The organism is Micromonospora sp. CNZ285 (assembly GCF_004637285.1).
Window position 1 is genome coordinate 6209636 of the sequence record NZ_SPQD01000001.1, and the last position, 21314, is coordinate 6230949.

The following is a 21314-nucleotide window of genomic DNA, read 5'->3' on the forward strand; positions in this document are numbered from 1 at the left end:
CGACCCCCGGGGACCGCCTCGCTCAGACGCCCTTCGGGTGCCAGACCGTCTTGGTCTCCAGCAGCGTGGTCATCCGGGTGATGCCGGGATCGGCGTACCAGTCGTGGTCGGCCGGGGCCGGCCGGAGCACCCGCTTGAGGTTCTCCGCGGCCTTGACCTCCAGGTCGGCCGCCAGGCCGGCGTCGGCGACGCCGGTCAGGTCGATCGCGTTGACGTCCATGTGCGCGGCGAGCGTCGGCACCGTCTCGGTCAGCCGGCCGGTGAGGATGTTCACCACCCCGCCGGGCAGGTCGGAGGTGGCGAGCACCTCGGCCAGCGTCACCGCCGCCAGCGGCGCCGCCGGGGAGGCGGCCACCACCACCGTGTTGCCGGTGACGATGGCCGGGGCGATCACGCTCACCAGGCCGAGCAGCGCGGGCTCCTCGGGGGCCACCACGGCCACCACGCCGGTGGGCTCCGGCGCGGACAGGTTGAAGTACGGGCCGGCCACCGGGTTCGCTCCGCCGTACACCTGGGACAGCTTGTCGGACCACCCGGCGTACCAGACCCAGCGGTCGATCGCCGCGTCCACCTCGTCGGCCGGGACGCCCAGGGCGACGAACTGCTCGCGCCGGCCCTCCAGCATCTCGGCGACCCGGTAGAGGATCTGACCCCTGTTGTACGCGGTCGCCCCGGCCCAGCCCTTCACCGCGGCCCGGGCGGCGACTACCGCGTCCCGCGCGTCCTTCCGGGAGGCAAGAGACACGTTCGCGGATTGCACGAGATACGACCGTCCCGACTCGCTGCGCGGGAACTTCCCGCCGATGAAGAGCTTGTACGTCTTGCGTACCGCGACCCGCTCAGACATTGAGGTACCCCTCCAGCCCGTGCCGGCCGCCCTCGCGACCGTAGCCCGACTCCTTGTAGCCGCCGAACGGCGACGTCGGGTCGAACTTGTTGAACGTGTTCGCCCACACCACGCCCGCGCGCAGCCGGTCGGCCAGCCACAGGATCCGGGAACCCTTGTCGGTCCAGATCCCGGCGGACAGCCCGTACGGCGTGTTGTTGGCCTTCTCGACGGCCTCCGCCGGGGTGCGGAACGTCAGCACGGACAGCACCGGGCCGAAGATCTCCTCGCGGGCGATCCGGTGCGCCTGGGTGACGCCGGTGAAGATGGTCGGCGCGAACCAGAAGCCGCGCTCGGGCAGCTCGCACGGCGGCGACCAGCGCTCCGCGCCCTCGGCGGCCCCGGCGTCGGACAGCTCCCGGATGCGGGCGAGCTGCTCGGCCGAGTTGATCGCGCCGATGTCGGTGTTCTTGTCCAGCGGGTCGCCGACCCGCAGCTGGGCCATCCGGCGCTTGAGCGACTCCAGCACCCGGTCGGCGACGGACTCCTGCACCAGCAGCCGGGAGCCGGCGCAGCAGACATGGCCCTGGTTGAAGAAGATGCCGTTGACAATGCCCTCGACGGCCTGGTCGATCGGGGCGTCGTCGAAGACGATGTTGGCGGCCTTGCCGCCCAGCTCCAGCGTCAGCTTCTTGCGGGTGCCGGCGACCGAGCGGGCGATGGCGCGGCCGACCTCGGTCGAGCCGGTGAACGCGACCTTGTCCACGCCCGGGTGCTCGACCAGCGCCCGGCCGGTGTCGCCGGCGCCGGTGACGATGTTCACCACGCCGGCCGGCAGGTCGGCCTGCTGGCAGATCTCGGCGAACAGCAGCGCGGTGAGCGGGGTGGTCTCGGCCGGCTTGAGCACCACGGTGTTGCCGGCGGCCAGCGCCGGGGCGATCTTCCACGCCAGCATGAGCAGCGGGAAGTTCCACGGGATGACCTGCGCGGCCACGCCCAGCGGCTTCGGGTCGGAACCGAAACCCGCGTGCGGAAGCTTGTCCGCCCAGCCCGCGTAGTAGAAGAAGTGCGCGGCGACCAGTGGCAGGTCGACGTCGCGGGACTCCTTGATCGGCTTGCCGTTGTCCAGCGACTCCAGCACCGCCAGCTCACGCGAGCGCTCCTGGATGAGCCGGGCGATCCGGAACAGGTACTTGGCCCGGTCCCGGCCCGGCATCGGACCCCAGACCTTCTCGTACGCGCTCCGGGCGGCGCGGACCGCGCGGTCCACGTCGTCGGCGCCCGCCTCGGCGATCTCGGCCAGCACCTCCTCGGAGGCCGGGTTCACCGACTTGAAGCTGCCGCCGGAGGCCGGGTCGACGAACGCGCCGTCGACGAAGAGCCCGTACGAGGGCTTGATGTCCACCACCGAGCGGGACTCGGGGGCGGGTGCGTATTCGAACATCGCGTTCAGTCCAGGGTGAAGTAGTCGGGGCCGGCGTAGACGCCGGTCGTCAGCTTGGTGCGCTGCATGAGCAGGTCGTTGAGCAGGCTCGACGCGCCGAACCGGAACCAGTCCGGGCTCAGCCAGTCGGCGCCGACCGTCTCGTTGACCATGACCAGGTACTTGATCGCGTCCTTGGTGGTCTTGATGCCACCGGCCGGCTTGACGCCGACCTGACGCCCGGTGGCGGCGCGGAAGTCGCGGACCGCCTCCAGCATCACCAGCGTCACCGGCAGGGTCGCCGCGACCGGGACCTTGCCGGTGGAGGTCTTGATGAAGTCGCCGCCCGCGAGCATGGCGAGCCAGGACGCCCGCCGCACGTTGTCGTACGTGGCCAGCTCACCGGTCTCCAGGATCACCTTCAGGTGGGCTGCCCCGCAGGCATCCTTGGTGGCCACGATCTCGTCGTAGACCTCGGAGTAGCGCCCGGCCAGGAACGCACCCCGGTTGATCACCATGTCGATCTCGTCCGCGCCGGCCTCGACCGCCGCGCGCACGTCGGCGAGCTTGATCTCCAGCGGGGCCTGACCGGACGGGAACGCGGTCGCCACGCTGGCCAGGTGCACGCCGCTGCCGCGGAGCACCTCCGCCACGTACGGGACCATCGACGGGTAGACGCAGACGGCACCGACGTGCGGGCAGCTCGGGTCGGCCGGGTCGGGCCGCAGCGCCTTGGCCGCCAGCGCCCGCACCTTGCCCGGGGTGTCCGCCCCTTCCAGGGTGGTCAGGTCGACCATCCGGATCGCCAGGTCGATCGCCTCGGCCTTCGCGGTGGTCTTGATGGAGCGGGTGCCGAGTTGTGCCGCCCGCTGCTCCGCGCCGACCTGGTCCACGCCGGGCAGGCCGTGCAGGAAGGTCCGCAGAGCGGTCTCGGATCGTCCCAGCTCGGTGAGGTCCGACCGGGCCGACGTCGTTGTCGCCGTCATGCCCCGAATAGTACGCACCCGCGAGTCGAGTGATCTTGCTCACGAACGAGCGGTCGTGAGCGTCATACGTGAGCGGTGTCGCTGGTCGTACCGCACCCGCCCTGTGCCGGGCCGGCAAACGGTAGGTTGAGCGATCGTGGACGTAACAGTCATTGACCATCCGCTCGCCCAGACGCGGCTGACCGCCATGCGGGACGCCCGGACCGACTCCTCGTCGTTCCGGGCGGCGCTGCGCGAACTCACCACCATGCTGGTGTACGAGGCCGCGCGCTCCTTCCCGGTCGAGAAGTACTCGATCCAGACCCCGGTCACCGCCACCGAAGGCAGCCGGCTGGCGAACCCGCCGCTGCTGGTGCCGGTGCTGCGGGCCGGTCTCGGCATGGCCGACGCCGCGCTCGGCCTGCTGCCCGAGTCGTCGATGGGCTTCGTCGGCCTGGCCCGCGACGAGGAGACGTACGAGCCCCGCGCGTACATGGAGTCGCTGCCGCGCGACCTCGCCGGCCTGCCGGTGCTGGTGCTCGACCCGATGCTCGCCACCGGCGGCTCGCTGGAGCACTGCTGCCGGCTGCTCGCCGACCGGGGCTGCACCGACATCACCGTGCTGTGCGTGCTGGCCGCGCCGGTCGGCATCGAGCGGCTGGAGCGCTCCGGGCTGCCGCTGCGCCTGGTCACCGCCTCGATCGACGACGGCCTGAACGACTCGAAGTTCATCGTCCCCGGCCTGGGTGACGCCGGCGACCGCCAGTTCGGCGGCATGCCCCGCTTCTGATCCGGCCGTCCGGGTTCCGGATCCGGCACCGGCGACGCCGGTGCTCCGGCGTCGCGGCGCCGTCGGCAATCCGGCAATCCGGCGATTCGGTGGAGAGGGCTCTTTCCTGCGGGGAAGGGCCCTCTCGCCGTGAATCGGGCGGCCCCGGCGAGTCGATGCGCGGGGGTGCGGGGAGGCGCTAGCGTTCCGGGCCATGACTGGTGTTGCGCTCGCCGAGGAGCTGCTGCTCCTCGCGTATGACGACGAAACCGGCAAGGCCACCATGCCACGGATCAGCCTGGACCTGGGCATGGCCGCCGCGGTGCTGGTCGAGCTGGCCCTGGCCGGACGGGTCGCGTACGCGGACGGGAACCTGGCGGTGGTCGACCCGGCCCCGACCGGCGAGCCGATCGCGGACGCCGTACTCGCCAAGATCGCCGCGGACACCCCGCACACGCCGTCGTCGTGGGTGCAGCGACTGCGGCACGGGCTGCGCGACCGGATCCTCTCCGACCTCTGTGGCCGGGGTGTGGTCCGCGACGTCGACGAGACCGAGCTGGGCTTCATCCACGTGCACCGCTACCCGGTGGCCGACGCCTCGGTCGAGGCGGACATCCGGCAGCGGCTGGCCGACGCGCTGACCAGCGGGCAGCTCCCGGACGAGCGGACCGCCGCGCTCGCGACGCTGGTCGCGGTGCTGCGGATGGAACCCGCGCTCGGGCTGACCGGCCCGGCCGCCGAGGACGCCGGCCGGCGCCTGGAGGAGATCGCCGCCGGCGCCGGCTTCTCCGGCACGGTGAGCCTGGACGACAGCGTGGTACGCCCGTCGATCAGCCTGGTCATCGCCGCGCTGGGCCAGGCCGTCGACGCCGCCCTGGGCAAGCGGCCCGCCGCAGGCTGAGGCCGGTGACCGGTGCGTCCGTCGCCGCCCGCGCGACGGACGCACCGGACCGTCAGAGGCCCAGGGCGGCGGCGATCTCGTTGCGCAGCTCGGTCACCGCGGCACGCGCGCGCTGCCGGGCCGCGGGCACGTCGCCGCCGGTCACCGGCTCCACCACCTCCAGGTACGCCTTGAGCTTCGGCTCGGTGCCGGACGGCCGGATCACCACCCGGGCCGCGCCGGTGCGCAGGATCACCACGTCCGCGTCGGGGAGCAGGTCGGACGCCTCGGTCACCGGCTGCCCGAGCAACGCGGTGGGCGTGGCCGCCCGGATCCGGGCCATCGAGTCCGCGATCACCCGCAGGTCCTCCACCCGGACCGAGAGCTGCTCGGTGTGGTGCACGCCGAACTCGGCGGCCAGCTCGTCGAGCCGGTCGAGGAGCGTACGGCCCTCGGCCTTGAGACCGGCGGCCAGCTCGGCGACCGTCAGCGCGGCGGTGATGCCGTCCTTGTCCCGGACGTGCTCCGGCGCGACGCAGTAGCCCAGCGCCTCCTCGTAGCCGTACACGAGCGGCTCCCGGCCGCCGCCGGCCCGGACGATCCACTTGAACCCGGTGAGCGTCTCGTCGTAGGGCAGGCCCCGGGCCGCCGCCATGGCCCGCAGCAGCGCCGACGACACGATCGTGGTGGCGTACAGGCCGGTCACGCCGCGCCGCATCAGGTGGTCGGCGAGCAGCGCGCCCACCTCGTCGCCGCGCAGCATCCGCCAGGAACCGGCGTCGCGTACGGCCACCGCGCAGCGGTCCGCATCAGGGTCGTTGGCGATGGCGAGGTCCGCGCCGGTGCGGTCGGCGAGCGCGACCAGCAGGTCCACCGCGCCCGGCTCCTCCGGGTTGGGGAAGCTCACGGTCGGGAACGCCGGGTCCGGCTCGGCCTGCTCGGGCACCACGCCCGGCACGCCGAATCCGGCGCGCGCGAACGCGGCGGTCAGCACCGCGCCGCCCACCCCGTGCAGCGGCGTGTACGCCACCTTCAGGTCCCGCGGTCCGGCCGGGTCCACCACGGCGGCGGCCCGCTCCACGTACGCGGCCACCAGGTCGTCGCCGAGCACCTGACCGGCCGGGCCGAGCGGCACCGCCGCGAGCGGGCCCACCGCGCGGATGGCCGCCTCGATCCCGGCGTCGGCGGGCGGCACGATCTGCGCACCGGCGCCCAGCTCACCGCCGAGCTGCGCGCCCAGGTAGACCTTGTAGCCGTTGTCCTGCGGCGGGTTGTGGCTGGCGGTGACCATCACGCCGGCGACCGCGCCGAGCTGCCGGACCGCGAACGCCAGCACGGGCGTGGGCAGCGGCCGGGGCAGCAGCAGCGCCTGACGGCCCGCACCGGTGGCCACCTGTGCGGTGCGCTCGGCGAAGGCCAGCGAGCCGCGCCGGGCGTCGTACCCGATCACCAGCGGGCCCTCGCCGCCCTGGGCGGCGAGCCAGCCGACGAGCCCGGCGGCGGCCTGGGTGACCACGGCGAGGTTCATGCCGTTGGGCCCGGCCCGCAGTGGGCCGCGCAGCCCGGCGGTGCCGAAGGTCAGCGGGCCGGCGAACCGGTCGGCCAGGTCGGCCGCCGTGCCGGGCAGCCCGTCGAGGACCGCGCGCAGCTCGACGCGGTCGGCCGGGTCCGGGTCGTCGGCGAGCCAGCGCTCGGCGCGTACGCGAAGGTCGTCAAGGTCAGTGGTATCCGCCGCCATTGCCTCATGAAAGCACGGCGGCGGATCACCACCGACCGTCGGCCTCGACTCAGTTCGCCGCCGTGAGCTGGAACGAGCCGGCCATCGCGTCGTAGATCGGCTTGCTCTCGGCGAAGGTCGCGTCGCTGGAGGTGAGGTAGAACGAGTAGACCTTGCCGCCCTGGACCACGCCCCGCCACACGCCGTGCCGCTTCTCGTCGCCCTCGCCGCAGGTGTACTCGAACTCGGCGGCCGGCTTGCCGGCCAGCGTCGTCTCGGTCATCGCGAGCTGCGCGTAGGGCTTGGCGCACGACTTGCTCTTGTCGCGCAGGTTGCGGGAGGCGAACTCGGCCCAGCTGACCGACGTGCCGCCCCAGTCCTCCGCCAGCAGCCGCACCTTGCGACCGCTGTCCTGCGGGTCGACGTAGTCGACGAAGACGCCGCCGGTCTTGCGGTCCCAGCCCTTCGGCACCTGAACGGTGATGCCCTTGACGGTCTGCTCCTGCATCTCCACCGGTGAGGCGGCGGCCGAGTTCGACGGCAGCGTGCCCACGATCGGCGGGGGAGCGTCGTCGCCGCCGCTGGTCAGCGCGATCACGCCTACCAGCAGCACCACGGCGAGGCCACCGGCGGCGGCGAGCTGGACCTTGCGCGGCCACGCCTTCATCCGGCCGAGCAGGCCCTTGGCCGTGCCGAGCGGGCCGCCACCGCCGGCGGCGGCCGGCGTGGTGGCCGGAGTGGTCCAGGGCTGGCCGGTGCCGGGCACCGACCACTGGTTGCCGCCGCCGTACACCGGCTGGGTGGCGTCGACGGTGCGGCCGTAGGCGGTGGGCACCGCCTGGGTCGCGTCCGCCGCGGCGCCCTGGCCGAGCCGGACCGTGGCGTCCGGCGAGATGCGCTGGGTGGCCTCCGGCGTGCCCGGGCCGGACATCGCGCCGGTCGGGGTGTGCAGCGGGCCGGCCAGCGCGTCGGCGCTGGTCTCGTCGAGCGCGGCGGCACCCGCCGCCGGCTTCTCCGCGCCGGGGCGCTCGCCGCGGCGCAGGGCCGCGAGCCGGTCGGTGAGCGACTCGTCCGGGCCGATCATCGCCCGGCCGCCGATCTGCCCGCTCGGCTTCGGCTCCGCGGCGATCGCCGGCGGCGTGGTCGGGCGCGGCACCGGCACCACCGCGTACGGGTCGGTGACCGAGTTGACGGCGGTCGCGGTGCTGGTCAGCGGCCCGGCGAGCAGCTCGCGCAGGTTGGCCCGGGCGCGGTGCACGTCCATCCGGCGGGCCGGGTCCTTCTCCAGCAGCCCCATCAGCACGCCGGTGAGCGGGCCGCTGCGCTGCGGCGTGGCGGGCGGGTCCTCGACCACGGCGTGCATGGTCTCGATCGGGTCGCCCTTGTCGAACGGGGGCCGGCCCTCGACCGCGGTGTAGAGCGTCACACCGAGCGAGAACAGGTCGCTCGGCGGCCCGAACTCCTGGCCCATCGCCCGCTCGGGCGAGATGAAGTGCGGCGAGCCGAGCACCATGCCGGGCGTGGTGAGCTGCACGTCGGTGGGCATCCGGGCGACGCCGAAGTCGGTGAGCACGCAGCGGCCGTCGGTGCAGATCAGCACGTTCGCCGGCTTGACGTCGCGGTGCAGCACGCCGATCGCGTGCGCCACCTCCAGCGCGCCGAGCAGCGCGATCCCGATCTTGGCGACGGCGCGCGGCGCGACCGGCCCGTCCTCGATCACCATGTCGGCCAGGCTGCGGGCGTCCAGCAGCTCCATCACGATCCACGGGCGGCCACCCTCGGTGACCACGTCGTAGACCTGCACCACTGCCGGGTGCTGGATCGCGGCGGCGGCGCGGGCCTCCCGCAGCGTCCGTTCGTAGAGCGCGTCGCGGTCGCTCGGGGCGAGCCCCGGCGGGAGGACGACCTCCTTGACCGCCACATCACGGCGCAGCAACGTGTCTGTGGCCCGCCAGACCGTGCCCATGCCTCCGTTGCCCACCGGGGAGCGCAGCGAGTAGCGACCACCGATGGTGGTGCCGGGCGCCGCGCGTCCAGTGGGGGGACTGGCCGGTCCGCCGCTCCACGTCGGAATCTGAGTCACAGAAAAGCCACCGGGGGATATCGAGGGGGCTGGGACACAACCCCTCTATCTTGCTGGTTCCGACGCCCGATGCGAAACCCGACGCGGCGGGCGTTTACCTACTCGACGGTATGTGGTCGGTTGCTCACCTCCGGTGGGTCGCCGCCGCGAGGTGTGCGGTATCCCTCACCCACCAGGCGGTCAGCGCGTCCTACCATCCGGTAATGAGCGATGCGCGGTCAAGCGAGTCGGGTTTCCCGATCCAGGGCGTCTACACGGCGGCAGACCTTCCGGCGGACCTGGACGCCCGGCTGGGCGAGCCGGGCGAGTTCCCGTACACCCGCGGGGTCTACCCGACGATGTACACGTCCCGGCCCTGGACCATGCGACAGTACGCCGGGTTCGGCACCGCGACCGAGAGCAACGCGCGCTACCACCAGCTGCTGCGCGCCGGCACCATGGGCCTGTCGGTCGCGTTCGACCTGCCCACCCAGATGGGGTACGACTCGGACGACCCGATCGCGCACGGCGAGGTCGGCAAGGTCGGCGTCGCCATCGACTCCATCGAGGACATGCGCACGCTGTTCGGCGGCATCCCGCTGGACAAGGTCTCCACCTCGATGACCATCAACGCGCCCGGCTCGGTGCTGCTGCTGCTCTACCAGCTCGTGGCCGAGGAGAACGGCGTGCCGGGGGCGGCGCTCAACGGCACGATCCAGAACGACATCCTCAAGGAGTACATCGCCCGGGGGACGTACATCTTCCCGCCGAAGCCGTCGCTGCGGCTGGTCGCCGACACCTTCGCCTACTGCCGGGCCGAGGTGCCGAAGTGGAACACCATCTCCATCTCCGGCTACCACATGGCCGAGGCCGGCGCGTCGCCCGCGCAGGAGGTCGCGTTCACGCTGGCGAACGGCGTGGAGTACGTCCGCGCGGCGCTCGCCGCCGGGCTGGCCGTCGACGACTTCGCGCCCCGGCTGTCGTTCTTCTTCGTGGCCCGCACCACGCTGCTGGAGGAGGTCGCGAAGTTCCGCGCGGCCCGGCGGATCTGGGCCCGGCTGATGCGCGACGAGTTCGGCGCGAAGAACCCGAAGTCGATGATGCTGCGGTTCCACACCCAGACCGCTGGTGTGCAGCTCACCGCCCAGCAGCCGGAGGTGAACCTGGTCCGGGTGGCGGTGCAGGGCCTCGGCGCGGTGCTCGGCGGCACCCAGTCGCTGCACACGAACAGCTTCGACGAGGCCATCGCGCTGCCCACCGAGAAGGCGGCCCGGCTGGCGCTGCGGACCCAGCAGGTGCTGGCGTACGAGACGGACCTGACCGCCACCGTCGACCCGTTCGCCGGGTCGTACGTGGTGGAGGCGATGACCGCAGAGGTGGAGGCGGCGGCCACCGAGCTGATGGACCGGGTCTTCGACCACGGTTCGGCGGTGGACGCGATCGAGGCCGGGTTCCAGAAGCGGGAGATCGAGCAGTCCGCGTACCGGATCGCCCAGGAGATCGACTCGGGTGAGCGGGTGGTGGTCGGGCTCAACCGGTTCCGGATCGACGAGGAGGAGCCGTACGAGCCGCTGCGGGTCGACCCGTCGATCGAGGCGGCGCAGGGGGAGCGGCTGGCCCGGCTGCGCGCCGAGCGGGACTCCGGCGCGGTGGAGCGGGCCCTGGCCGAGCTGCGTGCCGCCGCCGAGGGGGACGCCAATGTGCTCTACCCGATGAAGGAGGCGCTGCGCGCCCGCGCCACAGTCGGCGAGGTGTGCGGGACGCTGCGCGAGGTGTGGGGGATCTACCGGCCCAGCGACCGGTTCTGAGTCGTCCGGCGGCGGCCCCGCCGCGCACCCTGAGTGCGCGGCGGGGCCGCTTTCGCGTGTGCGATTCGGTGATTCGGGTAACCGGATCGGGTGAACGGGACGGACAGCCTGTGCGGTCGGCGGTCGGGCGCTCGTGTCACCGTCGGGAGTCTTCCGGCAGCCGACAGTTGTCGTGCAATTGTCGGAGCGGCAGTTAATTGCCACGACTAATGCGACAATTCGGAACGACGGGTCGTTATTTGTGACCTATGAAACGGTTACGCGTTGTAGGAGGTGGGAGGCGGATGACGGCGTTCGACCGCGATCTACCTGCTGTCCCGCAGATATTCGAGCCCTCCCACCAGGGCATTCGTGACGCTGCGCGGTCCGACCGCTACGCGAAAGATGTTGCGCAGCGTCACCGTCGGAGGTCTAGGCTGTCTGCTGTCCGACCCGAAGATCCATCCACTTCTAGTGATCGAGAATTCGACGTGACGAGTGCGTTGACGCTGCCTTCCGGCGGCCCGCTGGCGTCGTCCCGGCCCGAGGCGCCGACCGGTTACCAGCCCCTGCCCTTCGAGCTCGACCATCTGCTCGCTCTGCGCGTACCGGGCCTCATCGAGACGCGCCGTCACATCCACTCCCACCCGGAGTTGTCCGGCGAGGAGTTCGAGACGGCCGCGCTGGTGCACCGCGAGCTGTCCCTCGCCGGGCTGAAGCCGCGTCTGCTGCCGAAGGGCAACGGCGTCATCTGCGACATCGACGGCCGCCCCGACGGCCCGGTGATCGCGCTCCGTGCCGACATCGACGCGCTGCCACTGAGCGACCCGAAGGACGTGCCGTACCGCTCGACCGTGGAGGGCGTCTGCCACGCCTGCGGCCACGACGTGCACACGTCGGTGATGCTCGGCGTCGGCATGCTGCTGGCCCAGCTCGCCGACACCGGCCGGCTCGACGGCCGGGTCCGGCTGATCTTCCAGCCGGCCGAGGAGATCCTGCCCTGCGGCTCGCTGGAGGTCATCGAGGCCGGCGGCCTGGACGACGTGGTGCAGATCTTCGCGCTGCACTGCGACCCGAACCTGCCGGTGGGCAAGGTCGGCCTGCGGGTCGGCCCGATCACCGCCGCCGCCGACAACGTCACCGTCCGGCTCACCGGGCCGGGCGGGCACACCGCCCGCCCACACCTGACCGTCGACCTGGTGGACGCGCTCGGCCGCCTGGTCACCGAGGTGCCGACGCTGATCAGCCGCCGGGTGCCGGCCAACAGCGGGCTGCTGCTGGTGTTCGGCCACGCCTCGGCCGGCACCCGTTACAACGTCATCCCGTCCGAGGCGTGCGCGGCCGGCACGCTGCGGGTGATGGACCGCGACACCTGGGACCAGGCGCCCAAGATCGTGGCTCAGGTGGTGCGGGACGTGCTCGCCCCCACCGGCGCCACAGTCGACCTGGAATACCTGCGCGGCCGGCCCCCGGTGACGAACGACGCCCGGGCCATCGGTGTGCTCACCGCGGCCACCGCCGCCGCGCTCGGCCCCGACGGCATCGCCGAGACGCCGCAGAGCATGGGCGGCGAGGACTTCTCCTGGTATCTGGAGCACGTGCCGGGCGCGCTCGCCCGTCTCGGCGTCGGTCGCAGCGGGCCCAACGTGGACCTGCACCGGGCCTCGTTCGACGTGGACGAGCGCGCCATCGAGGTCGGCGTACGCCTCATGGTCCAGACCGCGCTGCGGGCACTGGCGGCGGCGCGCTGACCGGACCGTCGGCCGGCCTGGCCGGGCCCGGCGGCATCGGGCCCAGGCCGGGCGGCGGCATCGCGCCCGGGCCGGGCGGCGGCGTCCGCCGGGACCGCACCCGGCGCCGCCACAGGAGCAGCAACCACAGCGGTACGCCGATCACGACCGCGAACGGCAGCACCGCGCCGAGCACTGTGAGCAGGACCCGGGCCGAGGCCAGGAACGCCGTCCAGCCGCCGCCCAGCCCGGCCAGGAAGCCCAGGTCGGCCTCCTCCTCGGCGGTGCTGGCGTCCTGACCGAGGAACGTCACGGTGATGGTGGACAGCGAGGTCAGGTCCGCGAGCCGGCGCTTGCGGGCCTCCAGCGCGGCCAGGTCCGCCTGCCGGGTGCCCACCTCGTTCTCCAGCCGGACCAGCTCGTCCACCGACGTGGCCCGGGCCAGCAGCTTGCGGGAACTCTCCACCCGCGCCCGCTGGGTGGCGATCCGGGCGTCCAGGTCGACCACCTGCTCGGTGACGTCCTCGGTGCGGATCTCCCGGCGCTCCTGCCGGCCGAGGCCGGCGAGCCGGTCGATCACCGCGGCGAACCGGTCCGCGGGCACGCGCAGCGTCAGCGCCGCCCGCGCCTCGGCGGCCCGGCTCGACCGCCGGTCCGCGCCGACGAATCCGCCGGCCGCGGTCACCGCGGTGGTCGCCTCCCGCGCGGCGGCCTCCACGTCGTCCACCCGGACCTGCATGGTTCCGGTGTAGATGATGGACCGCTGGTCGACCCGCAGGTCCGCGCCACCGGTGCCGCCCGGAGCGGCCTGGTCGCGATCCGCGCCGCCGGCCACCTGGCCGTTCTCCCCGCCGCCCTCGGCGGCCCCGTCGCGCCCCGCGCCCCCGTCGGCGGCCGGCGCGGCCGAGTCGCTGCCGGAGTCCCCGCCCGCGCCGCAGGCGCCCACACCCAGTGCCACTATCAGACCCACAGCCACCAGGGCCACGCCCCGGAGTCGTCGTCCGCCCATACCCCGTACTCCGATCGTCGACGGCCCCGACTGCCGGGACCGATACCTCGGACGTGACGCGTGGTCGCGCCGGTTCCGGCAGACTGCGCTGAGGACATCACGATTCGATAAGCGAGGAGTCACGATGCAGGTGACCAAATTCGCCCACTCCTGTCTCCGGCTGGAGCACGACGGTGCGGTGCTCGTCGTCGACCCGGGTGTCTTCAGCGATCCGGCGGCGCTGGACGGCGCCGACGCGGTGCTGATCACCCACGAGCACCCGGACCATGTGGACGTCGCCGCGCTGACCCGGGCGCTGGAGCGGCGGCCGGTGCCGGTGCACGGTCCCGCCTCGCTCGCCGGGGTGCTCGGCGACGCCGCCGAGGCGCTGGTGACTGTCGAGCCCGGACAGTCGCTCACCGTCGCCGGGACGCCGGTGCGGACGTACGGCGGGCAGCACGCGGTCATCCACCCGGACATCCCGGTGATCCAGAACATCGGCTACCTCTTCGCCGACGTGGTGTACCACCCGGGCGACGCGTTGTTCGTGCCCGACGACGTGCAGGTGGACACGCTGTTCGCCCCGATCCACGCGCCCTGGTCGAAGTTCTCCGAGGTGGTCGACTTCATCCGCGCGGTCGCGCCGCGCCGGGCGTACGCGCTGCACGACGGGCTGCTCAACGACAACGGCTTCGGTGTGCTGGACCGGCAGTACACGGCGATGTCCAACACCGACTACCGCCGTCTGGAGCCGGGCACCCGGATCGACGCCTGACCATGGCCGAGGTGCCCGCGGAGGTGGTCCGGCGGCTCTACGCCACGCCGCCGGACCGGTTCGTGGCGGCCCGGGACGAGGCCGTCGCGCAGGCGCGGCAGTCCGGTGACCCGCGTACCGCCCGGGAGATCGGCAGACTGCGCCGGCCCACAGTGGCGGCCTGGCTGGTCAACCTGCTGGCGATCCGCCGTCCCGAGCTGGTCGCCGACCTCACCCAGCTCGCCGAGTCGCTGCGCGCCGCGCAACGCGACCTGCGCGGCGGCACGCTGCGGGAACTCTCCGCGCAGCGGCGCGCCGTCGTGGGTGCGCTGGTGGCGGAGGTACGCCGGCTCGCCGCCGCCGAACCCGCCGCGCCTCCGGCCGGGAAGCTGCCGCTGGGCGAGGTGGAGGCGACACTCAACGCCGCGCTGTCGGACACCGAGGTGGCCGAGCAGGTACGCGCCGGACGCCTGCTGCGGGCCAGCCACTACGCCGGGTTCGGTGAGGTGCCCCGCCCCCAGCTCCGGCTCGTGACAGGGGGCGAGGAGGCGCCTGTCGTACCGGATCGGGCGGCCGAGCGGGCCGACGCGCGCCGGGCCCGCGACGAGCGGGCGGCGCGGGCCGAACGGGCCGGGCGGCGGCGGACCGCGACCCGGGAGCTGACCCGGGCCCGCGCGGACCTGGACCGGGCCGAGAAGGAGCTGGCGACGGCCGACGCGGCCGAGCGGGACGGCGCCGCGACGCTGGACCGGATCGAGACCGAACTGGCCGAGCTGGAACGTCGCCGGGCGGTGGCCGAGCAGGAGCTGAGCCGGGCCCGGCTGGCCCGCCGGGGCGCGGAACGGGCGGTCACCGCGGCCCGGCGCCGGGCCGGGGAGGTGGAGGCCGTGTTGGAGGCGCTCGACGCCGAAGAGGGGGATGCCGACACCGGTGACCACGCGGCAGACTGAGCGTGATGAATGGCTACGGTGGAGTCACGGCGACGGGCGGCCGATGACCCCGGAACAACTCGCCGCCGCCTGCAAGCCGCTGGTGCTCGAACTCGGGGAGGCGTTCGCCCGCTGCCCGTCCACACTGCGCCGGGCGCGGCTGCTCGGCATCTCCGGGTGGGCCTTCTACATCACCGGGCGGGCCGGTGCGCTCGGTGACGTCCGCGCCGAGACGGTCGCCGCGGCGCTCGGCTTCATCGCGCCCGAGGCGGTCACCGACGGCTGGGACGCCGCCGCGCGCACCGTCCCGCCGCTGGAGGTGGCCGCCGCCAACCTGGCCGAGTGCTGCCGGTGGGGCACCGCCCGGCTGGGCGACGGCGCCGAGTCGTCCCGGCTGGCCGCGCTGCTGGGCCGGGCGGTCGACGCGGCGGACGGCAGCGGCATGCCGCTGTTCGCCGCCTGGCGGGCCATGCCGGTGCCCGATCCGTCGCCCGGCGCGCGGGCGGCTGTCGGCATGCTGCTGCTGCGTGAGCACTTCGCCGGGGCGTACCTGCTGGCGGTGCGCGCGGCCGGGCTGACACCGCTGGAGGCGGTACTGGCCGGGCCGGAGGGCGAGGCCGGTGCCGCCGCGTGCGGCTGGGTGCCCCCGTACCCGCCGGTCGGCCCGCTGGTGCGGCGCCGGCTGTGGGCCGAGGCGGTGACCGACCGGCTGGCGTCGGCGGCGTTCCGCGCGCTGGACACGGCCGAGGGCGCTGAGCTGCTGGTTCTGCTCGGCGCCGCGCGGCAGCGCGCCCGCGGTGGATAAATGGGAGGCGATCCGGCCGGTGCGACTGCCAGGATCTGGCCCGTGACGCTTCCCGCCGGCTGGTCGGCCCGCCGCCCGACCCTCGACGACGTGCCCGCGATCCTGGCGGTGGTGCACGCCGCCGACACGTTCGCCGTGGGCCACCCCGACTTCGACGACGAGGACGTACGGTCCGCGCTGACCGCGCCGTTCGTCGACCCGGCCCGGGACTCGTGGCTGGTCACCGATCCGGACGGTACGGCGGTGGCCTGGTCGATCCTCGCCAACCCGAGCGGCGTGGGCCGGGAGTGGGTGGACGTGCTCGTCGACCCCGACCGCGGCGCCGACCTGCGCGCACCGCTGCTGGCCCGGCTGCTGGAACGCGTCGCCGAACGGGCCGCCGAGCGCGGCCTGCCCGCGCTGACCGCGCGCGCCGGGGTGTACGCGCCGGAGACCCGCTGGGCCGGTGAGCTGGCCGAGGCCGGGTTCACCCGGATCAAGCGCTACATCCGGATGAGCCGCCCGCTCGCCGACCTGCCCGCCGAGCCGGCTCCCCCGCCCGGGGTGACCGTCCGGCCGCTGCGCGCCGACGACGAGGACGACCTGCGGCTGTTCCACCGGATCTACGACACCGCGTTCCGGGACACCCCGGACCACGACCCGCTCGACTTCGCGCAGTGGCGGGACCTGCTGCCGTCGTACGGCAAGGTCTGGGACGAGTGGTTCCTGGCCGAGGTCGACGGCGAGCCGGCCGGTGCGCTCCAGTCCTCCGACCAGGCGCTCGACCAGGACCGGGGGTGGGTGCGGACGCTGTCGGTGCTGCCCGCGTACCGGCGCCGGGGAGTGGGCGCGGCGCTGCTGCGCCGGGCCTTCGCGGTCTACGCGGCCAAGGGCCGCACCGGCGCCGGGCTCGGCGTCGACCTGGCCAACCCGACCGCGCCGGTCACGCTCTACCGCTCCGTCGGGCTGGTGGAGGAGCACTGGGCCGACATGTACGAGCGGAGCGTGCCCGCCTCGCGGGTGTGACCCGGCACCCCTCGTACCGGGGTCGCCGAGCGCGGGTACGGCCGCCCGGCGCACACTGTGGGTGTGGGAGACGCGCTACGCCGACGCGGTGCCGGTGGGGCGGGACCGCAGCTCGGTGACGTAGTCGTCCGGCGCGCCCGCCTTCTCCGCGGCGTTCGCGAGCTCCGAGAGGTACCACGCCGTGGGCAGCCCGCCCTCGTACCCGTCGAACACGTAGACCCACGCGGTCACGTCGCCGTCGAGCGTCGAGACGCGCACGGTCAGCCTGCGGTACGTCTCGGAGGTCACGCCCTCGATCTCGTCGAGCTGCGCGGCGTCGTACGGGTGGATGTCGTAGAGCGCCACGAACACCCGGTCACCGGGGGACTCGACAACGGTGCTGACCGAGCCCTCCCACCCGATGACGTCCTCGCCGGCGAAGGTGAGCCGCCACCCCTCAAGCCAGCCGGTGCCCACCATCGGCGAATGCGGGCAGTAGGCGCGCATGCGAGCGGGGTCCAGGTTTGAGCCGTAAGCAGCGTAGAGACGCACGGCGACGACGATAGCCCGGCTGGCGGGTGGGGGAGAATACGACAGTGCGTGTCGGACGGGACGGGGAGAAGAAAGTCACTGTGAGCACAGACGAGGGGCAACTGCTGTGAGCCAGATCGTGATCATCGGCGGCGGGCCGGCCGGGTACGAGGCGGCCCTGGTCGCCGCGCAGCTGGACGCCGATGTCACAGTGGTCGAGGCGGAGGGCGCCGGCGGCGCCTGCGTGCTCTCCGACTGCGTACCCTCCAAGACGTTCATCGCCAGCTCCGAGGTGGTCACCGGCTACCGGGACACCGAGGAGTTCGGGGTGCACTCCGACGGCCTGGAGGCGGTCACCGTCGACGCGCGGGCGGTGCACGAGCGGGTCAAGCGGCTCGCGCTGGCCCAGTCCGCCGACATCCACACCAAGCTCGTCAAGGCCGGCGTCGAGTTCGTCGCCGGCACCGCCCGGCTCGGCGAGGACACGCTCGGCCACACCCACCGGGTGATCGTCACCCCGGCAGACGGCGGCGCCGAATACTCGATCGCCGCGTCGACGGTGCTCGTCGCGACCGGCGCGACCCCCCGCCAGTTGCCCACCGCCGTACCTGACGGCGAGCGCATCCTGACCTGGCGCCAGGTGTACGACCTGCCCGACCTGCCCGAGCACCTGATCGTGGTCGGCTCCGGCGTGACCGGCGCCGAGTTCGCCAGTGCGTACCTCGCCATGGGGGTCAAGGTCACGCTCGTGTCCAGCCGGGACCGGGTCATGCCGCACGAGGACGCCGACGCCGCGATGGCGATCGAGCGGGTGTTCCGCAACCGGGGCATGAGCATCCTGAACAACTCCCGCGCCGAGGCGGTCCGCCGCGTCGGCGACGGCGTCGAGGTGGTGCTCTCCGACGGCCGGCAGGTCACCGGCTCGCACGCGCTCATCGCTGTCGGCTCGATCCCGAACACCGCCGACCTGGGCCTGGCCGAGTACGGCGTGGAGCTGGCCCGGGGCGGTTACGTGACGGTGGACCGGGTCTCCCGTACCAATGTGCCGGGCATCTACGCGGCGGGTGACTGCACCGGCGTGCTGCCGCTCGCGAGCGTCGCGGCCATGCAGGGCCGCATCGCCATGTGGCACGCGCTGGGCGAGGCGGTGCGGCCGCTGCGGCTGCGCACCGTCGCGGCGAACGTCTTCACCGACCCGGAGCTGGCCACCGTCGGCGTCTCCCAGGACGAGGTGGACGCCGGCAAGACCCCGGCCCGTCAGGTGATGCTGCCGCTGTCCGGTAACGCCCGGGCGAAGATGGACGACCTGGCAGACGGCTTCGTCAAGCTGTTCTGCCGGCCGGCGAGCGGCCAGGTGATCGGCGGCGTGGTGGTGGCGCCGAAGGCCAGCGAGCTGATCCTGCCGATCACGATGGCGGTGGAGAACAACCTCACCGTCAACGAGCTGGCGCACACCATCACCATCTACCCGAGCCTGTCCGGCTCCATCACCGAGGCCGCCCGCCAGCTCATGCTCCACGAGCTGGAGTAGCCCCGTCCCCTTTGCTCGTCGATCATGGAGTTGCGGCCCCCGATCCGACCGGAATGCCCGGTCTGGACGGGGTCACAACTGCATGATCGACGGCGCTGGCCCTCGGACGGAGGGTGAGGTGCAGGGCCAGGGTGGCGAGGAGGGCCGTCTCGGTCAGGATCAGCGTGCGCTCGATCAGGCCCAGCAGGGCTCGGTCGCCCGGGTAGGCGGACCAGATCATCGTGGCCGCGAGCACCAGGCTGGCTGCGGTCAGGCCGCGCAGCCAGGCGGCCGCTCCGGCGACCGGGTGACGGGCGAGCAGCCAGCCGGCCACCGGCAGCGCCAGGAACGACAGCACCGAGGCGTACCGGTGCACGTACGCGGCGGTGTCCATCTGCGTACCCGGCTCGTTCGTGGGCACCACGGCGGCGGCCAGCAGCCCGGCCGACCAGGCGGTCAGCAGCACGAGCGGCACCCGGCCCGCACCGGCCCGGCGCAGCGCCGGCAGCAGCACCAGACTGGCCGCCGCGAGCACCGCCATCGCGGTGTCGATGACGCCGCCCCGATCGGAGACGGCGAAGTCGCTGACGGTCAGCGACCAGGGATCCAGGTCGTCGCTCACCTCGAGATGACCGACCATCGCGAGCACCGCCGCCAGGACGATCCCGCCGAGGGCCAACAGGCCGCTGCTCCGCGTTCCAGGCATACGGCCAGCCTGTCGCCGCAACCGCCCCAGACGGATCCGGGACCACCACCCACTTCGCTCCCCGGGTCGTCCCCTACCGGACCCCCGAGACCCGCGTCAGGCTACGTCGAGGCGGATGTTCCCGATTCGGGCGACCACATCAAGGTGTCCGCCCAGTCCGGTCACATAGGCGCGAAGGATCTCCAGGTTGACGCTCTCGCCGTTCTCGATCTGGCTGATCCGCGCCTGAGACAAGCCCGCCGCTTCCGCCAGTTGAGCCTGGGTCATACCCAGCTGCTTGCGGATCTCCGCCAGCTGCGCGCCGCTGACCGAAGCCAGCATCTTCTCTCGGAGATGTCCCCGCCGGGCGGCACGCTCGCTGTCGTCCCACGAGGGATCGACACTTCGGGCCTTCGCCTTGACGTCGCGCCAGTTCGCCCCACCGCTCATGGCTGCTCTTCCTTCAAGTTGATCAGGTGCTCCTGGAACCGCTCGTCCGCCAACGGAATGGCGAGCCGGTACCAACTCTGCCACTGCCCCGCCTTGTCCCCGGCCACCAGGAAGATGGCTTCACGGGAGGGGTCGAACGCGAAGATCATCCGAACCTCGGAGGTGCCGCTCGAGCCTGGTCGTAGTTCCTTCATGTGGTGATATGCGCTGCCCTTGAGCCGGTCGACCAGTGGTCGGCCCAGTGCGGGACCGTGCTCCGCCAGCAGGTCGAGCGCCTCGCTGACGAGGTCAGCGGTGCTCGGCTCACTCGTGCACAGGCCCAGGAACCAAAGCTCGACCTCAGGATGAAGCCTGATCTCCCACACCCGGTCAATATAAACCGAACTTATATGCGATGAGGGTCAACGCTCCGAACTGCGCGTCAGGTGCCGGCGGAGTCGGCGGTGGCCTCGGCGCGGGTCTGCCGGGCGCTGCTGATCCAGGTCATCGCCCACCCGGCCAGCGCGAACCCCGCAGCGGCCACCCCGCCGATCAGCAGCAGCCGCCACGCCGAGTGGGTCAGCGCCGTACCGCCCAGGTGACCGACGAGCGTGCCGTAGCTGGACCAGGCGAGCGCCGCCGCCGCCTCGTAGGGCAGGAACAGCCGGTACGGGTAGCGGCTGCGTCCGGCCGAGAAGCAGGCCGCCATGCGGCCACCTGGTACGAAACGGCAGAGCAGGATCACCATTGGCCCCGGTTCGCGCAGCCCACGGGTGACCCGGGTGACGGCCCGGCGTGCCCGTCCCGGTGTCGTGGCGCGCGCCGCGCGCCGGGTCGGCGTACTGCGGCCGATCAGGTAGCAGGCCAGGTCACCGATGAACACACCGGCAGCGCCGACCGCGATGGTGAGCGGCAGGCTGAGCCCGCCGTACACGGTCAGCGCCCCACTGGTGATCATGACGAGCTGGGTCGGCACCACCGGGACGAAGGCGTCGGCGATCAGCAGGATCAGCAACAGCGCGTACGCCCACATGGGCGACGCGACATCAGAGATGAGCTCGGCCACGACCGCCACCTCGCCGGAGTTCTCCGTTCGACCGGATCGAGCCTGACGCCGTGTCCGGCGTCACCACCACCGGCCCCGCCGCACGGTGACAGCCGACACCGGCAGGCCGTAGATGTGAAACGAGGCGGCCCGCCCGCGAGTGACGGGCCACCGGCGTGTGCACCACGGGGCGGGGCGGCGCATCGTCGATTCCCGGCGTACCGTTGGTCGGACGCGGCACCGGAGCCGTCGGGTCCCCCGTTCCCGATGCCCGAGCCGCCGCGGGTCGCCGGCAGGTCCCGTGCCGGCGACCCGCACCCACTCTCCGAAACTCAGGTGCGCCGTCGATGTCCGCGCGCCTATCGTCCGGGCATGCGCAGCGCGGTAGTGACCACGACGCCGGGTGTTCCCGGCGCGCCGCACTGACGTTTCCGTCGACGAGGCCCCGGGGCGATCCGCTCCGGGGCCTCGCGGCGTACCGGGCCTGCTCGCCTC

At 73.1% G+C, this 21314-nt stretch carries 20 protein-coding genes; 9 read left to right on the forward strand and 11 right to left on the reverse strand.

Annotated elements, in window-relative coordinates:
• Positions 1 to 22: 22 nt before the first annotated feature.
• The 3 genes from CLT75_RS28775 to deoC are packed head-to-tail and all read right to left on the reverse strand — an operon-like array spanning position 23 to position 3235.
• The gene (locus CLT75_RS28775) at positions 23 to 847 is read right to left on the reverse strand and encodes an aldehyde dehydrogenase family protein (RefSeq protein WP_135243287.1); all 825 of its coding nucleotides are present in this window, start codon (positions 845 to 847) and stop codon (positions 23 to 25) included.
• Positions 840 to 2270: an aldehyde dehydrogenase family protein gene (locus CLT75_RS28780; RefSeq protein WP_135243288.1), complete on the reverse strand. Its 1431-nt coding sequence runs from the start codon at positions 2268 to 2270 to the stop codon at positions 840 to 842. Before CLT75_RS28780 ends, CLT75_RS28775 begins: the two co-directional genes overlap by 8 nt.
• 5 nt (positions 2271 to 2275) lie before the next feature.
• The gene (gene deoC / locus CLT75_RS28785) at positions 2276 to 3235 is read right to left on the reverse strand and encodes a deoxyribose-phosphate aldolase (RefSeq protein ID WP_135243289.1); all 960 of its coding nucleotides are present in this window, start codon (positions 3233 to 3235) and stop codon (positions 2276 to 2278) included.
• Positions 3236 to 3371: 136 nt separating this feature from the next.
• On the opposite strand from deoC, the gene upp reads away from it, so the two are divergent.
• Both upp and CLT75_RS28795 read left to right on the forward strand, forming a co-directional pair.
• Positions 3372 to 4004 (forward strand): uracil phosphoribosyltransferase, encoded by a 633-nt coding sequence (upp, locus tag CLT75_RS28790; RefSeq protein ID WP_135243290.1) that lies wholly within the window; start codon positions 3372 to 3374, stop codon positions 4002 to 4004.
• Positions 4005 to 4197: 193 nt separating this feature from the next.
• Positions 4198 to 4884 carry a GOLPH3/VPS74 family protein gene (locus CLT75_RS28795; protein ID WP_135243291.1) on the forward strand — a complete coding sequence of 229 codons (687 nt, stop codon included), beginning with the start codon at positions 4198 to 4200 and terminating at the stop codon, positions 4882 to 4884.
• 52 nt (positions 4885 to 4936) lie between these two features.
• Here CLT75_RS28795 and CLT75_RS28800 read toward each other — a convergent pair whose 3' ends face one another.
• Both CLT75_RS28800 and CLT75_RS28805 read right to left on the reverse strand, forming a co-directional pair.
• A complete protein-coding gene (locus tag CLT75_RS28800; RefSeq protein ID WP_135243292.1) occupies positions 4937 to 6601 on the reverse strand; it encodes a phospho-sugar mutase in 1665 nt (554 codons plus the stop codon).
• Positions 6602 to 6650: 49 nt separating this feature from the next.
• A complete protein-coding gene (locus tag CLT75_RS28805; protein WP_135243293.1) occupies positions 6651 to 8663 on the reverse strand; it encodes a serine/threonine-protein kinase in 2013 nt (670 codons plus the stop codon).
• 203 nt (positions 8664 to 8866) lie between these two features.
• Here CLT75_RS28805 and CLT75_RS28810 point away from each other — a divergent pair, with 203 nt between their 5' ends.
• Positions 8867 to 10450, forward strand: a complete 1584-nt coding sequence (locus tag CLT75_RS28810) for an acyl-CoA mutase large subunit family protein (RefSeq protein WP_135243294.1) — start codon at positions 8867 to 8869, stop codon at positions 10448 to 10450.
• 470 nt (positions 10451 to 10920) lie between these two features.
• A complete protein-coding gene (locus tag CLT75_RS28815) occupies positions 10921 to 12180 on the forward strand; it encodes an amidohydrolase (protein ID WP_135243295.1) in 1260 nt (419 codons plus the stop codon).
• Here CLT75_RS28815 and CLT75_RS28820 read toward each other — a convergent pair.
• Complete coding sequence (locus CLT75_RS28820) at positions 12137 to 13168, reverse strand: DUF4349 domain-containing protein (protein WP_135243296.1); 1032 nt, start codon at positions 13166 to 13168, stop codon at positions 12137 to 12139. The two genes, CLT75_RS28815 and CLT75_RS28820, sit on opposite strands and share 44 nt — an antisense overlap.
• A gap of 124 nt (positions 13169 to 13292) precedes the next feature.
• Here CLT75_RS28820 and CLT75_RS28825 point away from each other — a divergent pair, with 124 nt between their 5' ends.
• The 4 genes from CLT75_RS28825 to CLT75_RS28840 are packed head-to-tail and all read left to right on the forward strand — an operon-like array spanning position 13293 to position 16640.
• Positions 13293 to 13922, forward strand: a complete 630-nt coding sequence (locus tag CLT75_RS28825; RefSeq protein WP_135243297.1) for an MBL fold metallo-hydrolase — start codon at positions 13293 to 13295, stop codon at positions 13920 to 13922.
• A 2-nt stretch (positions 13923 to 13924) separates the two neighbouring features.
• Positions 13925 to 14851: a hypothetical protein gene (locus CLT75_RS28830; RefSeq protein WP_135243298.1), complete on the forward strand. Its 927-nt coding sequence runs from the start codon at positions 13925 to 13927 to the stop codon at positions 14849 to 14851.
• 43 nt (positions 14852 to 14894) lie between these two features.
• The gene (locus CLT75_RS28835) at positions 14895 to 15635 is read left to right on the forward strand and encodes an SCO6745 family protein (protein ID WP_135243299.1); all 741 of its coding nucleotides are present in this window, start codon (positions 14895 to 14897) and stop codon (positions 15633 to 15635) included.
• 42 nt (positions 15636 to 15677) lie between these two features.
• Complete coding sequence (locus CLT75_RS28840) at positions 15678 to 16640, forward strand: GNAT family N-acetyltransferase (protein WP_135243300.1); 963 nt, start codon at positions 15678 to 15680, stop codon at positions 16638 to 16640.
• Between the two features lie 75 nt (positions 16641 to 16715).
• Here CLT75_RS28840 and CLT75_RS28845 read toward each other — a convergent pair whose 3' ends face one another.
• Positions 16716 to 17171, reverse strand: a complete 456-nt coding sequence (locus tag CLT75_RS28845) for a gamma-glutamylcyclotransferase (RefSeq protein ID WP_135243301.1) — start codon at positions 17169 to 17171, stop codon at positions 16716 to 16718.
• Between the two features lie 106 nt (positions 17172 to 17277).
• Between CLT75_RS28845 and CLT75_RS28850 the strand changes: the two genes are divergently transcribed.
• On the forward strand, positions 17278 to 18681 hold the full coding sequence (locus CLT75_RS28850; RefSeq protein WP_135243302.1) for an NAD(P)H-quinone dehydrogenase: 1404 nt from the start codon (positions 17278 to 17280) through the stop codon (positions 18679 to 18681).
• Positions 18682 to 18703: 22 nt separating this feature from the next.
• Here the strand turns inward: CLT75_RS28850 and CLT75_RS28855 are convergent, their stop codons facing one another.
• The 4 genes from CLT75_RS28855 to CLT75_RS28870 all read right to left on the reverse strand — a co-directional run bounded on the left by CLT75_RS28855 (position 18704) and on the right by CLT75_RS28870 (position 20840).
• Positions 18704 to 19366: a DUF998 domain-containing protein gene (locus CLT75_RS28855; protein WP_135243303.1), complete on the reverse strand. Its 663-nt coding sequence runs from the start codon at positions 19364 to 19366 to the stop codon at positions 18704 to 18706.
• 96 nt (positions 19367 to 19462) lie between these two features.
• A complete protein-coding gene (locus CLT75_RS28860) occupies positions 19463 to 19795 on the reverse strand; it encodes a helix-turn-helix domain-containing protein (RefSeq protein WP_135243304.1) in 333 nt (110 codons plus the stop codon).
• Positions 19792 to 20160, reverse strand: a complete 369-nt coding sequence (locus CLT75_RS28865) for a type II toxin-antitoxin system RelE/ParE family toxin (protein ID WP_135243305.1) — start codon at positions 20158 to 20160, stop codon at positions 19792 to 19794. Before CLT75_RS28865 ends, CLT75_RS28860 begins: the two co-directional genes overlap by 4 nt.
• Positions 20161 to 20216: 56 nt before the next feature.
• Entirely contained in the window at positions 20217 to 20840 is a 624-nt protein-coding gene (locus tag CLT75_RS28870) for a DedA family protein (RefSeq protein ID WP_135243306.1), read from the reverse strand.
• Positions 20841 to 21314 lie beyond the last annotated feature (474 nt).

What these genes read in the sequence shown, in the direction of transcription:
- deoC (WP_135243289.1), bottom strand. Translation starts at nt 3,235, where the DNA reads ATGACGGCGACAACGACGTCGGCCCGGTCGGACCTCACCGAGCTGGGA.
- CLT75_RS28780 (WP_135243288.1), bottom strand. Translation starts at nt 2,270, where the DNA reads ATGTTCGAATACGCACCCGCCCCCGAGTCCCGCTCGGTGGTGGACATC.
- CLT75_RS28860 (WP_135243304.1), bottom strand. Translation starts at nt 19,795, where the DNA reads ATGAGCGGTGGGGCGAACTGGCGCGACGTCAAGGCGAAGGCCCGAAGT.
- CLT75_RS28800 (WP_135243292.1), bottom strand. Translation starts at nt 6,601, where the DNA reads ATGGCGGCGGATACCACTGACCTTGACGACCTTCGCGTACGCGCCGAG.
- CLT75_RS28825 (WP_135243297.1), top strand. Translation starts at nt 13,293, where the DNA reads ATGCAGGTGACCAAATTCGCCCACTCCTGTCTCCGGCTGGAGCACGAC.
- CLT75_RS28775 (WP_135243287.1), bottom strand. Translation starts at nt 847, where the DNA reads ATGTCTGAGCGGGTCGCGGTACGCAAGACGTACAAGCTCTTCATCGGC.
- CLT75_RS28855 (WP_135243303.1), bottom strand. Translation starts at nt 19,366, where the DNA reads ATGCCTGGAACGCGGAGCAGCGGCCTGTTGGCCCTCGGCGGGATCGTC.
- CLT75_RS28820 (WP_135243296.1), bottom strand. Translation starts at nt 13,168, where the DNA reads ATGGGCGGACGACGACTCCGGGGCGTGGCCCTGGTGGCTGTGGGTCTG.
- CLT75_RS28830 (WP_135243298.1), top strand. Translation starts at nt 13,925, where the DNA reads ATGGCCGAGGTGCCCGCGGAGGTGGTCCGGCGGCTCTACGCCACGCCG.
- CLT75_RS28810 (WP_135243294.1), top strand. Translation starts at nt 8,867, where the DNA reads ATGAGCGATGCGCGGTCAAGCGAGTCGGGTTTCCCGATCCAGGGCGTC.
- CLT75_RS28835 (WP_135243299.1), top strand. Translation starts at nt 14,895, where the DNA reads ATGACCCCGGAACAACTCGCCGCCGCCTGCAAGCCGCTGGTGCTCGAA.
- CLT75_RS28795 (WP_135243291.1), top strand. Translation starts at nt 4,198, where the DNA reads ATGACTGGTGTTGCGCTCGCCGAGGAGCTGCTGCTCCTCGCGTATGAC.